We start from the raw sequence: 17,115 nt of genomic DNA, 5'->3' as shown, positions 1-17,115 counted from the left end.
CACTCCTCAGCGCCGCTCGGCCGGTGCCGGCAGGGTAAAGCCAGACACCGAACGGCGCATTTCGCTGGCCATTCGAGTCAGGTGGCGAATGCTGTCGGCGGTGGCGCCGGAGCCGGCGGAGGTTTGCGCGGTAATCTGCTGGATCACCGCCATGGTGTGGGAAATCTGCCCTGCTGAAGACGTTTGCAACTGCGCCGCGTCCGAGATGCTGTGGATAAGTTCGGCCAGGTTCTGCGAAACACCTTCGATCTCGGCCAGTGCCACACCCGCGTCCTGGGCCAGGCGGGCACCGCGCACCACCTCGGCAGTGGTTTGTTCCATGGAAATGACGGCCTCATTGGTATCGGCCTGAATGGTGCGCACCAATGCCTCGATCTGCCGGGTAGCCGAAGACGAGCGCTCGGCCAGGCGCTGCACTTCGTCGGCAACCACCGCAAAGCCACGGCCCGCTTCGCCGGCCAACGAGGCCTGAATGGCGGCGTTGAGGGCAAGGATGTTGGTTTGGTCGGCAATGTCATCAATCAGGCTGACGATGTCGCCGATCTCCTGCGAGGACTCGCCCAGGCGCTTGATCCGCTTGGCGGTGTCCTGAATCTGCTCGCGGATGTTGTCCATGCCGTTGATGGTGTTGTGCACCACCTCGTTGCCCTTGTTCGCAATGGCCACGGAGCGTTCTGCCACCTTCGCCGACTCGTAGGCATGGGCGGAAACGCGGTCGATCGACTCCACCATGTCACCCACCGCCTCGGAGGCCTCGCTGATCTGCTCGGCCTGGTGCTCCGAGGCCTTGGCCAACTGGCGGGCGGTGTTCTGCGTGTCTTGCACGGCCGCCGCCACTTGCTCGGCGCTGTGGTTGATGGTGGCTACCAGGTCACGCAACTGGTCGACGGAGTAGTTGATCGAGTCGGCGATGGCGCCGGTGAAGTCTTCGGTAACCGACACCGTCACGGTCAGGTCGCCGTCGGCAAGCTCTTCGATTTCATCCAGCAGGCGCATGATTGCCTGCTGGTTACGCTCGTTCTTTTCGGCAGTTTCACGCAACTGGCGGTGGGTGGTGCGTACCATCACCAGGCCGATCAGGATAATCGACGCCAGCGCCAGCAGGCCCAGTACATAGCCGCCAACGGTGTCGAGGGTGCGGCCTGCGGCGAGGTTTTCGAAGCCGTTGGCCAGGTGCGAGGCTTCGTCGAGCAGGGTTTGCGAGAGGCTGAAGATGTTCCCGGCTGCTTCACGTACACGGAACAGCTCGGGCGAGGTTTCGAGGATTTCGTCGACCGAGCCGGCCACGAACTGGAACAGTTCAGCAATTTCAGCCAAGCGTGCACGGGCGTCGGCATCCTCCACACGGGTCACCTGAATGGCCGGGTTCCCACCGAGCATGCCTTCCAGCACCTGCCCAAAGCGGTTGGCATCCCGGCCAAAGGTATCGGCAGCCTGGGCGGCGGTGTCATCACCTGCCAGCACGGTATTGACCGAACCCAGAATACGTTCGGCAAGCAGCAACTGGCGCTGGGCCACCACTACCTGGTTGGCCGGGGCGCCGCTTTGCAGCAGGATTTCGACCACCTTCTCGTATTCAACCTGTAACTGCGGCACGGTTTCGGCCAGGGTGGCCGCTACCTGGTGCAGCGATAGCACGGTCTGCTCACTGGCCAGGATGGTGTCGGTGTTCTTGCGCAGGTTGTCCCAGTCTTGACGCACGGCTTCCATTTCATCGCGCACCGCTGGCGGGGCGGCAGGCAGGCCAGTGGACTTGTCGCCTTCGCGCAGGTAGCTCCAGCGGCGCTCGAAGTCATTGCGTGCATCCAACAACAACTTGAACGCCAGCGCCTTGCCCGCCGCTGCTTCGGTAGCGTTCTTGGCGATGCGCTGGGACAGCACGCGCAACTCGCCGGCATGGCCGATGTACTGTTTGTCGTGGTTGGCCTGGGTGTTGAGGTAGGCGAAGTTGGCGAACAGCAGGATGATCGACAGGATCAGCACGATGAACAGCACGGTGATCTGCACGATGCTGCGTGTGCGTGGGGTCATGCTGGCGGGCGCTACGGGGGTAGCTGGCGTGTTCACGTTCAAGAGTCCTATAGCGCCACGTCAAGAAAACCCGGCGCCTGGGCCAGGGCGAAGGGGCTGAAGATGGCCCAGTTGCGTTCTCGGGCGAAATGCCCCTGAACGAATCGGGCGGCAGCTCGCAACAGGGGTTGCGGCGGCGACAGGTCCAGGCTGCTCAGGGCGAAGTGCTGCAAACCCAGCACTTCATCCACCAACAGGCCGACGAACAGGTCTTCGTGGTCCAGCACCAGTACCCGCCGCTGCTTGCCCAGCGCGACTGGGCCCAGGCCAAAGAAGCTGCTCAGGTCCATCACCGGCAGCAGCCGCCCACGCAGGTTGGCCACCCCGCAAACCCAGGGCTGCACACCCGGCACGCGGCTGCTGCGAGGTTCGCGGAGCACTTCGGCCACCTCGCCCATGGGGGCGACAAACCACTGCCCGGCCACACGAAAACCGATGCCGCTCCACTGTTGCAGGCGGGTATCCTGCGGCGGCTGGTCAGCCACCAGCAGGCGGCAGCGCCGGTCGATGTCCAGCAGCAGCTCGAAGGCGGTCAGCGACGCGCCCTGGGGGCGGGTGGTCAAGCGCCCAGCACTTCTTTGAGCTTGGCGATCAGGGCGTCTTCTTCAACCGGTTTGGTCAGGAAGTCGCGGGCACCTTGGCGCGCGGCCCAGATGCGGTCGGTTTCCTGGTCCTTGGAGGTGACCACGATCACCGGAATACCGCTGGTTTCGGGGTCTTTGCTCAACTGGCGGGTGGCCTGGAAGCCGTTCATGCCGGGCATGACGATGTCCATCAGCACCGCGTCTGGCTTCTCCTGGCGAGCCAGCGCCACGCCGTCCGCGCCGTTGTCGGCCTTGAGCACTTGATGGCCGTGCTTTTCCAGCCATTCGGTCAATCTGTACATTTCTGTCGGCGAATCGTCGACAATCAGAACTCGGGCCATGCTGTTTCCCCATCAGGAACATTAAGGCCGCGCCACTGGCGGGCGCGGTCAGGGTGCGTGTTGTTCTTGCGCGGCGAACCCGGGCACATGTGCCCTGATCGCATCAAGCAGCTCGTCTTTGCTGAAAGGCTTGGTCAGGAACTGGTCAGAGCCGACCACCCGGCCACGGGCCTTGTCGAACAAGCCGTCGCGGGATGACAGAAGAATCACCGGGATGTCCTTGAAAGCACTGTTGTGCTTGATCACTGCGCAGGTCTGGTAACCATCGAGGCGCGGCATCAGCACGTCGACGAAAATGATCTGTGGCTGGTGGTCGATTATCTTGGCCAGGGCATCGAAGCCGTCACTGGCGGTAATCACCTCGCAGCCCGCTTCGCCGAGCAACATCTGCGCGGTGCGGCGGATCGTGCGCGAATCGTCGATCACCATCACCTTCAGGGGTTGTTCCATCACTGGGCTACCATCGCTGCTCGGGGCAAGATTGCCGGGGCCGCTTTGCGGCCCTTTCGCGACACAAGGCCGCTCCTACATGGATCGTGCTGCCCTGTAGCCCCAAAGGGGCTGTCATACAGCATCATGACTGGCATTTTTAGCACACTCCGGGGGGCCATTCCATCTGCCGCACCCCTTGACCGCAGGCGTTCACGGCGCCACCCTGAGCCACTTTTCTTTCGATCCATCGCGGCCCGGTGCCGCCAAGAGGAACCACCCATGAGCGTTCGCCTCGGCATTGTCATGGACCCTATCGCGTCCATCTCCTACAAGAAGGACAGCTCGCTGGCCATGTTGCTGGCTGCCCAGGCCCGTGGCTGGAGCCTGTTCTACATGGAGCAACGCGACCTGTACCAAGGCGAAGGCAAGGCCCGCGCGCGCATGCGCCCGCTGAAGGTATTCGCCGACCCGGCGCACTGGTTCGAGCTGGGTGACGAGCAGGACAGCCCGCTGGCCGAACTGGACGTGATCCTGATGCGCAAGGATCCACCGTTCGACATGGAGTTTGTCTACAGCACTTACCTGCTGGAACAGGCCGAGTCTGACGGCGTGCTGGTGGTCAACCGCCCGCAAAGCCTGCGCGACTGTAATGAAAAGATGTTCGCCACGCTGTTCCCGCAGTGCACCACGCCCACCTTGGTCAGCCGCCGCCCGGACATCATCCGCGAGTTCGCCGCCAAGCACAGCGACGTCATCCTCAAGCCGCTGGACGGCATGGGCGGTACATCGATCTTCCGCCACAGGGCCGGCGACCCTAACCTGTCGGTGATCCTTGAAACCCTGACTGCGCTGGGTGCCCAGCAGATCATGGCGCAAGCCTACCTGCCGGCGATCAAGGACGGTGACAAGCGCATCCTGATGATCGACGGCGAGCCGGTGGACTACTGCCTGGCACGCATTCCCGCCAGCGGCGAAACCCGCGGCAACCTGGCCGCCGGTGGCCGTGGCGAAGCCCGCCCGCTGACCGAACGCGACCGCTGGATCGCCGCCCAGGTGGGCCCGACCCTGCGCGAAAAGGGCCTGCTGTTCGTCGGCCTGGACGTGATTGGCGACTACCTCACCGAAATCAACGTCACCAGCCCCACCTGCATTCGCGAGATTGACGCGGCCTACAACACCGATATAGGTGGCAAGCTGATGGACGCCATTGATCGCAAGCTGAAGGCGCGCTGACCGCCGACGCGAAGCAAAGGCGCGGAGTGGGGTATGATGCCGGTCTTATTTGACTGAGCTGCTGCCCCGCCCCGCGGTTGCTGGATACCCGATGACGCTGCCTGCCGACATCCCCGCCGACCTGCTGCCACCCCGCGTTCGCCCGGTGGACCGGCTTGGCTTTACCCTGTTCCTGGCTGCCCTGGTGCACCTGGCGCTGATTCTTGGCGTGGGTTTTACCGTGGTCAAACCGGCTGAAATCCGCCAGACCATGGACATTACCCTGGCCACCTTCAAGAGCGAAAAAGCGCCCGAGAAGGCCGACTTCCAGGCCCAGGCCAATCAACAGGGCAGCGGCACGCTGGACAAGAAGGCGGTGCCCACCACCACCGAAGTGGCGCCGTTCCAGGACAGCAAGATCAACAAGGTCACCCCGCCGCCGGCTGCAAAGCCTGAGGTGGTGCCACCGCCGACGCCGGCAAAATCCGCTGTGGCCACTACTGCACCCAAAGCGCAGAAGATCGAGCCCAAACCCAAGGAAAGCAAGCCGCAGCCCAAGCCTGCCACGCCAACGCCGGACTTCGACAGTTCGCAGTTGTCCAGCCAGATTGCCAGCCTTGAGGCCGAGCTTTCCAACGAGCAGCAAATGTATGCCAAGCGGCCTCGTATTCACCGCCTGAATGCGGCCTCGACCATGCGCGACAAGGGTGCCTGGTACAAGGAAGAGTGGCGCAAGAAGGTTGAGCGGGTGGGTAACCTGAATTACCCGGATGAGGCACGTCGCCAGCAGATATACGGCAACTTGCGCATGATGGTGTCGATCAACCGCGATGGCTCGCTGTATGAAGTGCTGGTGCTGGAATCGTCCGGGCAGCCGGTGCTGGACCAGGCGGCGCAACGGATCGTGCGGCTGGCGGCACCGTTTGCACCCTTTACCGGGGATATGGCGGAGTTTGACCGGCTGGAGATTATCCGGACCTGGCGGTTTGCGCGTGGGGATCGGCTGTCCAGTAATTGATTGCTGGATGCGTTTGCCGACGCTTTTCGGGCGCTCATGAGATCGCGCGCCGCCCGCGCGGCGCATCGCGGCGGTCCGACGTCTCGGTAAATCCGCTCCTACATTTGTTGCAACGTGCCGAACTTGTTACGCCATGGTTGCCTGCCTTGCGCCCACCTGTAGGAGCGGATTCATCCGCGATGCGCCGCGCGGGCGGCGCTCGATCTCACAGGCGACAAACACCTAAAGGCGAACACCACCCAACATAACCACCTTGTCAGCCTCGCCACCTGGCGCCACACTATCCCCCATGAAAACCCTCACCCCCAGCTACCTCAAGCATCAGTTCCTGATCGCCATGCCACACATGGCAGATCCGAACTTCGCCCAGACCCTCACGTACATCGTCGAGCACAACGCCAATGGCGCCATGGGCCTGGTGGTCAATCGGCCTCAGGAGCTGAACCTTGCGGACATTCTTGAGCAGCTGCGCCCGGACGAGGAGCCACCTGCCAGCACCCTGCAGGTACCAATCTACCAAGGCGGCCCGGTGCAGACCGACCGCGGTTTCGTTTTGCACTCCAGCGAATGCAGCTTCCAGGCAACTGTTGCTCTGGACGGCCTGTCGTTGAGCACTTCGCAGGACATCCTGCTGGCCATTGCCGCTGGCGTGGGGCCAAAGCAGAGCCTGATCACCTTGGGTTACGCCGGCTGGGAAGCGGGCCAACTGGAAGCGGAGCTGGCCGACAACGCCTGGCTCAACTGCCCATTCGACCCCGAGATCATCTTTGGCCTGGCCAGCGACCTGCGCCTGGACGCCGCCGCCGCCAGCCTGGGGATCAACCTCAGCCTGCTGACCAGCCAGGCGGGCCACGCCTGATGGCCGAGCTGCGCCTGCTGCTGGGCTTCGACTACGGCAGCAAACAGATCGGTGTGGCCGTGGGCCAGGTGGTAACCGGCCAAGCCCGCGAGTTGTGCACTTTGAAAGCGCAGAACGGTGTGCCGGACTGGGCCCAGGTGGAAAAACTGATCAACGAATGGAAGCCTGATGCCATCGTCGTCGGCCTGCCGCTGAACATGGACGGTACGCCCAGCGAAATGAGCGCCCGAGCCGAAAAGTTCGCCCGCCGCCTCAATGGCCGCTTCAACCTGCCGGTGCACACCCACGACGAACGCCTGACCACCTTCGAAGCCAAAGGCGAACGCCTGGCCCGGGGCGGGCAGCGCGGCAGCTACCGCGACAACCCGGTCGATGCCATCGCCGCGGCCCTGCTGTTGCAGGGCTGGCTGGAGGCCAACACTTAAATCCGCTTTGCCGCCGGGTCAACCCGGCGCCCTCCCAAGGAGCACGCAATGAGCCTTCCCAACCCCGCCGACCTGATCCGGCAGATGGCTGTGGACCTTCGCGCCCATCTGGCCCGCCGTAATATCACCGAGCCACGCTTCATTGGCATCCGCACCGGCGGCGTCTGGGTAGCCCAGGCCCTTCAGCAGGAACTCGCCGATACCAGCCCGTTGGGCACGCTCGACGTTTCCTTCTACCGCGACGATTTCAGCCAGAACGGCTTGCACCCGCAGGTGCGCCCGTCGGAGTTGCCGTTTGAAATCGAAGGCCAGCACCTGGTGCTGATTGATGACGTCCTGATGAGCGGTCGCACCATCCGTGCGGCGCTCAACGAACTGTTCGACTATGGCCGCCCGGCCAGCGTGACCCTGGTGTGCCTGCTGGACCTGGATGCCGGCGAACTGCCGATCCGCCCGAATGTGCTTGGCGCCACCCTGTCGCTTGCCGCCCATGAACGGGTAAAATTGACCGGACCCGCACCGCTCGCCCTCGAGCGCCAGGACCTCGCCACCGCTTCCGCCCTTTAAGAGTCCCCCGCGATGACGCCAATCGACGCCAAGCGCCCGCTGCAGCTCAATGATCAGGGCCAGCTGCGCCACTTTCTCTCGCTCGACGGTTTGCCCCGCGAACTGCTCACCGAGATCCTCGACACCGCCGACTCGTTCCTTGAAGTCGGCGCCCGGGCCGTGAAAAAAGTCCCGTTGCTGCGCGGCAAGACCGTGTGCAACGTGTTCTTCGAAAACTCCACCCGCACCCGCACCACCTTCGAGCTGGCGGCCCAGCGCCTGTCGGCTGACGTGATCAGCCTGAACGTGTCGACCTCCTCGACCAGCAAAGGCGAAACCCTCTTCGACACCCTGCGCAACCTTGAGGCAATGGCCGCCGACATGTTCGTCGTACGCCATTCCGACTCAGGCGCCGCACACTTCATCGCCGAACATGTGTGCCCGGACGTTGCCGTGATCAACGGCGGTGATGGCCGCCACGCGCACCCGACCCAGGGCATGCTCGACATGCTGACCATCCGCCGCCACAAAGGCAGCTTCGAGAACCTGTCTGTCGCGATCGTCGGCGATATCCTGCACTCGCGTGTAGCTCGCTCCGATATGCTCGCGCTCAAGGCACTGGGTTGCCCGGACATCCGCGTGATCGGTCCGAAAACGCTGATCCCAATCGGCATCGAGCAATATGGCGTGAAGGTCTACACCGACCTGGCCGAAGGCCTGAAGGACGTCGACGTGGTGATCATGCTGCGCCTGCAACGCGAGCGCATGGCTGGTGGCCTGCTGCCCAGCGAGGGCGAGTTCTACCGCCTGTTCGGCCTGACCACCGCACGCCTGGCCGGTGCCAAGCCTGACGCCATCGTCATGCACCCGGGGCCGATCAACCGCGGTGTGGAAATCGAATCGGCCGTGGCCGACGGCAAACACTCGGTGATCCTCAACCAGGTCACTTACGGCATCGCCGTGCGCATGGCAGTGCTGTCCATGGCCATGAGCGGGCAGAACGCGCAACGTCAATTCGACCAGGAGAACGCCCTGTGACCATCAGCATTCTTGGCGCCCGGGTCATCGACCCCAAGAGTGGCCTGGACCAAGTCACGGACTTGCACCTGGACGGCGGCCGCATTGTCGCCATTGGCGCCGCGCCAGCGGGTTTCAGCGCCAGCCGCACGATCGAGGCCAACGGCCTGATTGCCGCCCCGGGCCTGGTCGACCTTGACGTATCGCTGCGCGAACCCGGCTACAGCCGCAAAGGCAACATCGCCAGCGAAACCCGCGCCGCCGTGGCCGGTGGCGTCACCAGCCTGTGCTGCCCGCCGCAGACCAAACCGGTATTGGACACCTCGGCCGTGGCCGAACTGATCCTCGACCGCGCCCGCGAAGCCGCCAACAGCAAGGTCTACCCTATCGGCGCGCTGACCAAGGGCCTGGAAGGCGAGCAACTGGCCGAACTGGTCGCGCTGCGCGATACCGGTTGCGTGGCGTTCGGCAATGGTCTCAAGGAAATCCCCAACAACCGTACCCTGGCCCGTGCCCTGGAGTATGCCGCCACTTTCGACCTGACCGTGGTGTTCCACTCCCAGGACCGCGACCTGTCCCAGGGTGGCCTGGCCCACGAAGGCGCCATGGCCAGCTTCCTCGGCCTGCCCGGCATCCCTGAAACGGCCGAAACCGTCGCCCTGGCGCGCAACCTCTTGCTGGTGGAGCAGACCGGCGTGCGTGCGCACTTCACCCAGATCACCAGCGCCCGTGGCGCTCGCCTGATCGCCCAGGCCCAGCAGCTTGGCCTGCCGGTGACCGCGGATGTGGCGTTGTACCAGCTGATCCTCACCGACGAGTCGCTGCGTGAGTTCTCAAGCCTGTACCACGTGCAGCCACCGCTGCGCACCGCTGCAGACCGCGACGGCCTGCGCGAGGCGGTGAAGTCGGGTGTGATCCAGGCGATCTCCAGCCACCACCAGCCCCACGAGCGCGATGCCAAGCTGGCGCCGTTTGGTGCCACCGAGCCAGGCATCAGCAGCGTGGAACTGCTGCTGCCGCTGGCCATGACGCTGGTTGAGGATGGCCTGCTCGACCTGCCAACGCTGCTGGCACGCCTGACCAGCGGCCCGGCTGCGGCCATGCGCCTGCCGGCGGGTGAGCTGAAGGTGGGCGGCGCGGCCGACCTGGTGTTGTTCGATCCGAAAGCCTCGACCGTGGCGGGTGAGCAGTGGTTCTCGCGCGGTGACAACTGCCCGTTCATCGGCCACTGCCTACCGGGCGCAGTGCGTTATACCTTGGTCGATGGGCATGTTTGCCACGAAGCCTGAGCCGTAACCTAGTGGGAGCGGCCTTGCCGGGGCGCCGGACCGGTCGGAAAGGGCCGCAGAGCGGCCCCAGCAACATTGGCTGCAAAGCTGAAAACCTGGGGCCGCTCTGCGGCCCATTCGCGACACAAGGCCGCTCCCACAACGACGGCGCACTCCAGCAACCATTCATCCCCCCGGTTGAAATCCTTCCCCCTCCCCCCATATGAGTCTGCAACAGGCATTTTCGCCCCGCTGCGTGGAGACTCTCCCTTGACCACCATCGTTTCTGTCCGCCGTAACGGCAAAGTCGTCATGGGCGGCGACGGCCAGGTATCCCTCGGCAACACCGTGATGAAAGGCAACGCCAAAAAGGTCCGTCGCCTGTACAACGGCCAGGTTATTGCCGGGTTCGCCGGCGCCACTGCCGACGCGTTCACCCTGTTCGAGCGCTTTGAAGCCCAACTGCAGAAACACTCCGGCCACCTGGTGCGTGCTGCCGTGGAGCTGGCCAAGGAATGGCGTACCGACCGTTCACTGAGCCGCCTGGAAGCCATGCTGGCCGTGGCCAACAAGGACGCCTCCCTGATCATCACCGGCAACGGTGACGTGGTCGAGCCGGAAGACGGCCTGATCGCCATGGGCTCCGGTGGCGCCTACGCCCAGGCCGCCGCCCGCGCCCTGCTGAACAAGACCGACCTCTCGGCCCGCGAAATCGCCGAGACCGCATTGAACATTGCCGGTGACATCTGCGTGTTCACCAACCACAACTTGACCATCGAGGAGCAGGACCTGGCCGAGTAATCAGCTGTTTTGGCGCCCCTTCCCGGTGAGGGGGCTTTTCCACGCTGAGCCACTCCCAAGGACCATATTCATCATGTCCATGACCCCCCGCGAGATCGTCCACGAACTCAACCGCCACATCATCGGCCAGGACGACGCCAAGCGCGCCGTAGCCATTGCCCTGCGCAACCGCTGGCGGCGCATGCAGCTCCCAGCCGAGCTGCGTGCCGAGGTAACGCCGAAAAACATCCTGATGATCGGCCCTACCGGCGTTGGTAAAACCGAAATCGCCCGCCGCCTGGCCAAACTGGCCAATGCGCCGTTCCTCAAGGTCGAAGCCACCAAGTTCACCGAAGTGGGCTATGTGGGCCGCGACGTCGAGTCGATCATCCGTGACCTCGCCGACGCTGCGATGAAGATGCTGCGCGAGCAGGAAATTGTCCGTGTGCGCCACCGCGCGGAAGACGCCGCCGAAGACCGCATCCTCGACGCCCTGCTGCCGCAAGCGCGCGTGACCAGCTTCAGCGAGGAAGCCGCCCAAACCAGTAGCGATTCCAACACCCGCCAGCTGTTCCGCAAGCGCCTGCGCGAAGGCCAGCTGGACGACAAGGAAATCGAGATTGAAGTTGCCGAGAACATGGGCGTCGAGATCGCCGCGCCACCCGGCATGGAAGAAATGACCAGCCAGCTGCAAAACCTGTTCGCCAACATGGGCAAGGGCAAGCGCAAAACCCGCAAGCTCAAGGTCAAGGACGCGCTGAAGATGGTTCGCGACGAAGAAGCGAGCCGCCTGGTAAACGACGAAGAACTCAAGGCCAAGGCCCTGGAAGCCGTTGAACAGCACGGTATCGTGTTCATCGACGAGATCGACAAGGTGGCCAAGCGCGGCAACGTTGGCGGCGCCGATGTGTCCCGTGAAGGCGTACAGCGCGACCTGCTGCCGCTGATCGAAGGCTGCACCGTCAACACCAAGCTGGGCATGGTCAAGACCGACCACATTCTGTTCATCGCCTCCGGTGCGTTCCACCTGAGCAAGCCGAGTGACCTGGTGCCTGAGCTGCAAGGCCGCCTGCCGATCCGCGTTGAGTTGAAGGCGCTGACGCCGGAAGACTTCGAGCGCATCCTGCAAGAGCCGCATGCCTCGCTGACCGAGCAGTACAGCGCGCTGCTCAAGACCGAAGGCCTGAACATCGAGTTCGCCGCCGACGGCATCAAGCGCCTGGCCGAGATTGCTTTCCAGGTGAACGAAAAGACCGAGAACATCGGTGCCCGCCGCCTGCACACCCTGCTTGAGCGCCTGCTCGAAGAGGTGTCGTTCAGTGCTGGCGACCTGGCCAGCACCCATGATGAAGCACCGATTCGCATCGATGCAGAATATGTGAATGGTCACCTGGGTGAACTGGCACAGAACGAAGACCTGTCGCGTTACATCCTGTAAGAACAGCGTCGCCTTGATCCGCACAGAAGAAACTGGAAGCTACCCCAATCAGCATTCCAGAGATTCAGCCCATGGCCCGCCTGCCCACCGCCATCAACCTGCACAAAGCCTCCAAAACCCTCACCCTCACCTACGGCCCGAACGAGGCCTACCACCTGCCCGCCGAATTCCTGCGCGTGCATTCGCCTTCCGCCGAGGTCCAGGGCCACGGCAATCCCATCCTGCAATTTGGCAAGATCAACGTAGGCCTCGTCGGCCTGGAACCTGCCGGCCAATATGCACTGAAATTGACCTTCGACGACGGCCATGACAGCGGACTGTTCACTTGGGAGTACCTTGAGCAGCTTTGCCTGCGCCAGGAGCAGCTGTGGGCCGACTATCTGGATGAATTGCACAAGGCGGGAAAATCCCGCGATCCGTCAGAATCCGTCGTTAAACTCATGCTCTAGCTCAAGGCTTCCAAGGTTTAGAGCGCATTTTCTAATCTCATCTGCTTGAATGCCTTACAGACAGCTCTTCAACCGGCTGTCTTGCGCATTACATGAAAGTCGGGTAACCAATGGGGCTGGCAAGTTACCTGCGTTGCTCAAGGGCAATCAGGGCATGGCCGGTTTGTAGAGGTCGCGAGCGAAAGCAGGCTGTCTTCACACGCAGAATTCCCCGCAGCTCATCGCCGAATGCATCCGGCCCGCAGCACCGCTGTTCCTTATCACTGGTCACCCGAGTAGCAGTACCGGGCTGTCTTCTGTGCATGCGCCACAGCAAACCGGTACTCGTCTCAGGACAACGGAGCGTCGTAGATGAGTAACAAGAACAACGATGAGTTGCAGCGGCAAGCCTCGGAAAACACCCTGGGGCTGAACCCGGTCATCGGCATCCGCCGCAAAGACCTGCTGAGCTCGGCACGCACCGTGCTGCGCCAGGCCGTGCGCCAACCGCTGCACAGTGCCAAGCACGTGGCGCACTTTGGCCTTGAGCTGAAGAACGTGCTGCTGGGCAAGTCCACGCTGGCCCCCGAGGGCGACGACCGTCGCTTCGTCGACCCAGCCTGGAGCAAGAACCCGCTGTATCGCCGTTACCTGCAAACCTACCTCGCCTGGCGCAAGGAGTTGCAGGACTGGATTGGCGAAAGTGACCTTTCACCTCAAGACATCAGCCGCGGGCAGTTCGTCATCAATCTGATGACCGAAGCCATGGCGCCCACCAATACCCTGTCCAACCCGGCGGCGGTCAAACGGTTCTTCGAAACCGGTGGCAAGAGCCTGCTTGACGGCCTGTCCAACCTGGCCAAGGACATGGTCAACAACGGTGGCATGCCCAGCCAGGTAAACATGGATGCCTTTGAAGTGGGCAAAAACCTCGGCACCAGTGACGGCGCAGTGGTGTACCGCAATGACGTGCTGGAGTTGATCCAGTACAGCCCCATCACCGAGCAAGTGCATGCGCGCCCGCTGCTGGTGGTGCCGCCGCAGATCAACAAGTTCTATGTGTTCGACCTGAGCCCGGAAAAGAGCCTGGCGCGCTTCTGCCTGCGCTCCCAGCAACAAACCTTCATCATCAGCTGGCGCAACCCGACCAAGGCCCAACGCGAATGGGGCCTGTCGACCTACATCGATGCGCTCAAGGAAGCGGTGGACGCGGTGCTGGCGATTACCGGCAGCAAAGACCTGAACATGCTGGGTGCCTGCTCCGGCGGTATCACCTGCACCGCGCTGGTTGGCCACTACGCTGCCACCGGCGAGAAAAAGGTTAATGCCCTGACCCTGCTGGTCAGCGTGCTGGACACGACTGTGGACACCCAGGTGGCCCTGTTCGTCGACGAGCAAACGCTGGAATCGGCCAAGCGCCATTCTTACCAGGCCGGGGTGCTCGAAGGCAGCGACATGGCCAAGGTATTCGCCTGGATGCGCCCCAACGACCTGATCTGGAACTACTGGGTGAACAACTATCTGCTCGGTAACGAGCCGCCGGTGTTCGACATCCTGTTCTGGAACAACGACACCACGCGCTTGCCGGCCGCCTTCCACGGCGACCTCATCGAGATGTTCAAGAACAACCCGCTGACCCGGGCCGATGCCCTGGAAGTGTGCGGCACCGCCATCGACCTGAAGAAAGTCGACTGCGACATCTACAGCGTTGCCGGCACCGCCGACCACATCACCCCGTGGCAGTCTTGCTACCGCTCGGCGCATCTGTTCGGCGGCAAGATCGAGTTCGTGCTGTCCAACAGCGGCCACATCCAGAGCATTCTCAACCCGCCTGGCAACCCCAAAGCGCGCTTCATGACGGGCGCCGACCGCCCGGGCGACCCGGTGGCCTGGCAGGAAAACGCCGACAAGCACGCCGACTCGTGGTGGCTGCATTGGGAAGCCTGGCTGGGCGAACGCGCGGGCGACTTGAAAAAGGCACCAACCCGGCTGGGCAATCGCGCCTATGCCGCAGGCGAGGCGTCACCGGGAACCTACGTTCACGAACGCTGAGTTGTGTTGCCGTGGCCGCATGAACGCGTGCCACGGCGCTTTCTTCACCACAGAGTCTTGCGCATGCCGGAACCGTACATCTACAGGACCGTAGAGCTGGACGACCAGTCCATCCGCACCGCCGTCCGCCCGGGCAAGCCGCACCTGACGCCTTTGCTGATTTTCAACGGCATCGGCGCCAACCTGGAGCTGGTGTTCCCGTTCATCGAGGCGCTGGACCCCGACCTGGAAGTCATTGCCTTCGATGTGCCCGGGGTCGGCGGCTCTTCCACGCCTCGCCACCCTTATCGCTTTCCGGGTTTGGCCAAACTGACCGCTCGCATGCTGGATTACCTGGACTATGGCCAGGTCAGTGCGATCGGTGTGTCATGGGGCGGCGCATTGGCCCAGCAGTTTGCTCACGACTACCCGGAGCGCTGCAAGAAGCTGGTGCTGGCCGCCACGGCTGCTGGCGCAGTGATGGTGCCGGGCAAGCCCAAGGTACTGTGGATGATGGCCAGCCCCAGGCGTTATGTGCAGCCGTCCCACGTGATCCGCATTGCTCCGTTGATCTACGGCGGAGCGTTTCGCCGAGACCCGGACCTGGCTATGCAACACGCGTCCAAAGTGCGCTCGGGCGGCAAGATGGGCTACTACTGGCAGCTGTTCGCCGGCCTCGGCTGGACCAGCATTCACTGGCTGCACAAGATCCACCAGCCAACCCTGGTGCTGGCAGGCGACGACGACCCGCTGATCCCACTGATCAACATGCGCCTGCTGGCCTGGCGTATTCCCAATGCCCAGCTGCACATCATTGACGATGGCCACCTGTTCCTGATCACCAGGGCCGAAGCTGTCGCACCAATCATCATGAAGTTTCTACAGGAAGAGCGTCAGCGCGCGGTCATGCATCCGCGCCCCGCCTCCGGCGGTTGATTTTCGTTGCCCGCGATACGGGTAAGACGAGGGAGTGTTGCCATGACAGACAAACCGGCCAAAGGAACGAAAACGCTCCCAGCCGCCAGCATGAACGTGCAGAACGCCATTCTTGGGTTGCGGGGGCGCGACCTGGTGTCCACCCTGCGCAGGGTAGGCCGCCACAGCCTGATCAACCCCGTGCATACCGCCCGCCATCTGTTGGCGCTAGGCGGCCAGCTAGGCCGCGTCATGCTGGGCGACACGCCTTACCAACCCAACCCGCGTGACAGCCGCTTCAGCGACCCGACCTGGAGCCAGAACCCGTTCTACCGGCGAAGCTTGCAGGCGTACCTTGCCTGGCAGAAGCAAACCCGCCTGTGGATCGACGAGAGCCATCTGGACGACGATGACCGGGCCCGGGCGCACTTCCTGTTCGGTTTGATCAACGACGCCCTGGCACCCAGCAATTCGCTACTTAACCCGATGGCCGTGAAGGAGCTGCTCAACACCGGCGGCCAAAGCCTGGTACGCGGTGTCGCTCACTTGCTCGACGACCTGCGCCACAACGACGGGCTACCACGCCAGGTTGACGAGCGCGCCTTCGAAGTCGGCGGCAACCTGGCGGCAACCCCCGGCGCGGTGGTGTTCCGCAACGAACTGCTGGAACTGATCCAGTACAAGCCGATGAGCGAAAAGCAACATGCCCGGCCCTTGCTGGTGGTGCCGCCGCAAATCAACAAGTTCTACATTTTCGACCTTCAGGCCAACAACAGCCTCGTTCAGTACATGCTGAAAAACGGCTTGCAGGTGTTCATGGTCAGCTGGCGCAACCCCGACCCGCGCCACCGCGAGTGGGGGCTGTCCAGCTATGTGCAGGCGCTGGAAGAGGCCCTCAACGCGTGCCGCAGCATCAGCGGCAATCGCGACCCCAACCTGATGGGTGCCTGCGCTGGCGGCCTGACCATGGCCGCGTTGCAAGGCCACCTGCAGGCCAAGCATCAGTTGCGCAAAATCCGTAGCGCCACGTATCTGGTCAGCTTGCTGGACAGCAAGTTCGACAGCCCCGCCAGCCTGTTTGCCGACGAGCAAACCATCGAAGCCGCCAAACGCCGTTCCTACCAGCGCGGCGTGCTAGACGGTGGTGAGGTGGCCAGGATTTTCGCCTGGATGCGGCCCAATGACCTGATCTGGAACTACTGGGTAAACAACTATTTGCTCGGCAAGGCGCCACCCGCATTCGACATCCTGTACTGGAACGCCGACAACACGCGGCTACCGGCCGCCCTGCACGGCGACCTGCTGGACTTCTTCAAGCACAACCCGCTGACTCACCCGGCCGGGCTGGAGGTATGCGGCACGCCCATCGACCTCAAGCAGGTTGACCTGGACAGCTTCACCGTGGCCGGTAGCAACGACCACATCACGCCATGGGACGCGGTGTACCGCTCGGCTTTGCTGCTCGGTGGCGACCGGCGGTTTGTGCTGGCCAACAGCGGGCACATCCAGAGCATCATCAACCCACCGGACAACCCCAAGGCCTACTACCTGCAAAACCCCAAACTGTCGGGCGACCCGCGCGCATGGTTCTACGAGGCAAAACGCAGTGACGGCAGCTGGTGGCCTTTGTGGCTGGAATGGATTACCCCACGCTCGGGCCCTCTGAAAGCACCGCGCACCGAGTTGGGCAACAGCACCTATCCGCCTCTGGGCCCTGCGCCAGGCACTTATGTGCTGACCCGATGAGTGCA

17 protein-coding genes are annotated in these 17,115 nt (G+C 63.2%); 13 read left to right on the top strand and 4 right to left on the bottom strand.

Annotated elements, in window-relative coordinates; genetic code table 11:
• Positions 1-6 precede the first annotated feature (6 nt).
• The 4 genes from PVV54_RS02180 to PVV54_RS02165 are packed head-to-tail and all read right to left on the bottom strand — an operon-like array spanning position 7 to position 3,445.
• The gene (locus tag PVV54_RS02180; protein WP_274910373.1) at positions 7-2,031 is read right to left on the bottom strand and encodes a methyl-accepting chemotaxis protein; all 2,025 of its coding nucleotides are present in this window, start codon (positions 2,029-2,031) and stop codon (positions 7-9) included.
• A gap of 47 nt (positions 2,032-2,078) precedes the next feature.
• Complete coding sequence (locus tag PVV54_RS02175; protein ID WP_274908389.1) at positions 2,079-2,633, bottom strand: chemotaxis protein CheW; 555 nt, start codon at positions 2,631-2,633, stop codon at positions 2,079-2,081.
• Positions 2,630-2,995: a twitching motility response regulator PilH gene (gene pilH, locus PVV54_RS02170; protein WP_274908388.1), complete on the bottom strand. Its 366-nt coding sequence runs from the start codon at positions 2,993-2,995 to the stop codon at positions 2,630-2,632. The genes PVV54_RS02175 and pilH overlap by 4 nt, the downstream gene beginning before the upstream one ends.
• A 48-nt stretch (positions 2,996-3,043) precedes the next feature.
• On the bottom strand, positions 3,044-3,445 hold the full coding sequence (locus PVV54_RS02165; protein WP_274908387.1) for a response regulator: 402 nt from the start codon (positions 3,443-3,445) through the stop codon (positions 3,044-3,046).
• Positions 3,446-3,706: 261 nt separating this feature from the next.
• On the opposite strand from PVV54_RS02165, the gene gshB reads away from it, so the two are divergent.
• The 13 genes from gshB (at position 3,707) to phaC (PVV54_RS02100) (ending at position 17,110) form a co-directional block, all read left to right on the top strand.
• Positions 3,707-4,660, top strand: a complete 954-nt coding sequence (gshB, locus tag PVV54_RS02160; protein WP_274908386.1) for a glutathione synthase — start codon at positions 3,707-3,709, stop codon at positions 4,658-4,660.
• A gap of 91 nt (positions 4,661-4,751) precedes the next feature.
• On the top strand, positions 4,752-5,657 hold the full coding sequence (locus PVV54_RS02155) for an energy transducer TonB (RefSeq protein WP_274908385.1): 906 nt from the start codon (positions 4,752-4,754) through the stop codon (positions 5,655-5,657).
• Between the two features lie 289 nt (positions 5,658-5,946).
• Complete coding sequence (locus PVV54_RS02150) at positions 5,947-6,516, top strand: YqgE/AlgH family protein (RefSeq protein ID WP_274908384.1); 570 nt, start codon at positions 5,947-5,949, stop codon at positions 6,514-6,516.
• A complete protein-coding gene (gene ruvX / locus PVV54_RS02145) occupies positions 6,516-6,941 on the top strand; it encodes a Holliday junction resolvase RuvX (RefSeq protein WP_274908383.1) in 426 nt (141 codons plus the stop codon). The genes PVV54_RS02150 and ruvX overlap by 1 nt, the downstream gene beginning before the upstream one ends.
• 48 nt (positions 6,942-6,989) lie before the next feature.
• Positions 6,990-7,508, top strand: a complete 519-nt coding sequence (gene pyrR / locus PVV54_RS02140) for a bifunctional pyr operon transcriptional regulator/uracil phosphoribosyltransferase PyrR (RefSeq protein WP_274908382.1) — start codon at positions 6,990-6,992, stop codon at positions 7,506-7,508.
• Positions 7,509-7,520: 12 nt separating this feature from the next.
• Positions 7,521-8,525 (top strand): aspartate carbamoyltransferase catalytic subunit, encoded by a 1,005-nt coding sequence (locus tag PVV54_RS02135; protein ID WP_027920654.1) that lies wholly within the window; start codon positions 7,521-7,523, stop codon positions 8,523-8,525.
• Positions 8,522-9,793: a dihydroorotase gene (locus PVV54_RS02130; RefSeq protein ID WP_274908381.1), complete on the top strand. Its 1,272-nt coding sequence runs from the start codon at positions 8,522-8,524 to the stop codon at positions 9,791-9,793. Before PVV54_RS02135 ends, PVV54_RS02130 begins: the two co-directional genes overlap by 4 nt.
• A gap of 249 nt (positions 9,794-10,042) precedes the next feature.
• Positions 10,043-10,573 carry an ATP-dependent protease subunit HslV gene (gene hslV, locus PVV54_RS02125; RefSeq protein ID WP_134690445.1) on the top strand — a complete coding sequence of 177 codons (531 nt, stop codon included), beginning with the start codon at positions 10,043-10,045 and terminating at the stop codon, positions 10,571-10,573.
• 73 nt (positions 10,574-10,646) lie between these two features.
• Positions 10,647-11,990 carry an ATP-dependent protease ATPase subunit HslU gene (gene hslU / locus PVV54_RS02120; protein WP_274908380.1) on the top strand — a complete coding sequence of 448 codons (1,344 nt, stop codon included), beginning with the start codon at positions 10,647-10,649 and terminating at the stop codon, positions 11,988-11,990.
• Between the two features lie 71 nt (positions 11,991-12,061).
• Entirely contained in the window at positions 12,062-12,439 is a 378-nt protein-coding gene (locus tag PVV54_RS02115) for a DUF971 domain-containing protein (RefSeq protein WP_274908379.1), read from the top strand.
• Positions 12,440-12,790: 351 nt separating this feature from the next.
• Positions 12,791-14,470: a class II poly(R)-hydroxyalkanoic acid synthase gene (phaC, locus tag PVV54_RS02110; RefSeq protein ID WP_274908378.1), complete on the top strand. Its 1,680-nt coding sequence runs from the start codon at positions 12,791-12,793 to the stop codon at positions 14,468-14,470.
• 63 nt (positions 14,471-14,533) lie between these two features.
• Positions 14,534-15,385 carry a poly(3-hydroxyalkanoate) depolymerase gene (phaZ, locus tag PVV54_RS02105; RefSeq protein ID WP_274908377.1) on the top strand — a complete coding sequence of 284 codons (852 nt, stop codon included), beginning with the start codon at positions 14,534-14,536 and terminating at the stop codon, positions 15,383-15,385.
• Positions 15,386-15,427: 42 nt separating this feature from the next.
• Positions 15,428-17,110, top strand: coding sequence for a class II poly(R)-hydroxyalkanoic acid synthase (gene phaC, locus PVV54_RS02100; RefSeq protein WP_274908376.1), 1,683 nt, complete (start codon positions 15,428-15,430; stop codon positions 17,108-17,110).
• Positions 17,111-17,115 lie beyond the last annotated feature (5 nt).

This window comes from Pseudomonas sp. PSKL.D1 (assembly GCF_028898945.1).
Taxonomy (GTDB): Bacteria; Pseudomonadota; Gammaproteobacteria; order Pseudomonadales; family Pseudomonadaceae; genus Aquipseudomonas.
Note: the sequence above shows the minus strand (reverse complement) of the source record. Positions and strands in the feature narration are given on the sequence as shown.

Bases quoted from the DNA above. Each gene is read 5' to 3' on its own strand.
- phaC (WP_274908378.1), top strand. From the start codon at position 12,791: ATGAGTAACAAGAACAACGATGAGTTGCAGCGGCAAGCCTCGGAAAAC.
- PVV54_RS02135 (WP_027920654.1), top strand. From the start codon at position 7,521: ATGACGCCAATCGACGCCAAGCGCCCGCTGCAGCTCAATGATCAGGGC.
- pilH (WP_274908388.1), bottom strand. From the start codon at position 2,995: ATGGCCCGAGTTCTGATTGTCGACGATTCGCCGACAGAAATGTACAGA.
- PVV54_RS02165 (WP_274908387.1), bottom strand. From the start codon at position 3,445: ATGGAACAACCCCTGAAGGTGATGGTGATCGACGATTCGCGCACGATC.
- pyrR (WP_274908382.1), top strand. From the start codon at position 6,990: ATGAGCCTTCCCAACCCCGCCGACCTGATCCGGCAGATGGCTGTGGAC.
- phaC (WP_274908376.1), top strand. From the start codon at position 15,428: ATGACAGACAAACCGGCCAAAGGAACGAAAACGCTCCCAGCCGCCAGC.
- ruvX (WP_274908383.1), top strand. From the start codon at position 6,516: ATGGCCGAGCTGCGCCTGCTGCTGGGCTTCGACTACGGCAGCAAACAG.
- hslU (WP_274908380.1), top strand. From the start codon at position 10,647: ATGTCCATGACCCCCCGCGAGATCGTCCACGAACTCAACCGCCACATC.
- PVV54_RS02115 (WP_274908379.1), top strand. From the start codon at position 12,062: ATGGCCCGCCTGCCCACCGCCATCAACCTGCACAAAGCCTCCAAAACC.
- PVV54_RS02155 (WP_274908385.1), top strand. From the start codon at position 4,752: ATGACGCTGCCTGCCGACATCCCCGCCGACCTGCTGCCACCCCGCGTT.
- phaZ (WP_274908377.1), top strand. From the start codon at position 14,534: ATGCCGGAACCGTACATCTACAGGACCGTAGAGCTGGACGACCAGTCC.
- gshB (WP_274908386.1), top strand. From the start codon at position 3,707: ATGAGCGTTCGCCTCGGCATTGTCATGGACCCTATCGCGTCCATCTCC.
- PVV54_RS02180 (WP_274910373.1), bottom strand. From the start codon at position 2,031: ATGACCCCACGCACACGCAGCATCGTGCAGATCACCGTGCTGTTCATC.
- PVV54_RS02150 (WP_274908384.1), top strand. From the start codon at position 5,947: ATGAAAACCCTCACCCCCAGCTACCTCAAGCATCAGTTCCTGATCGCC.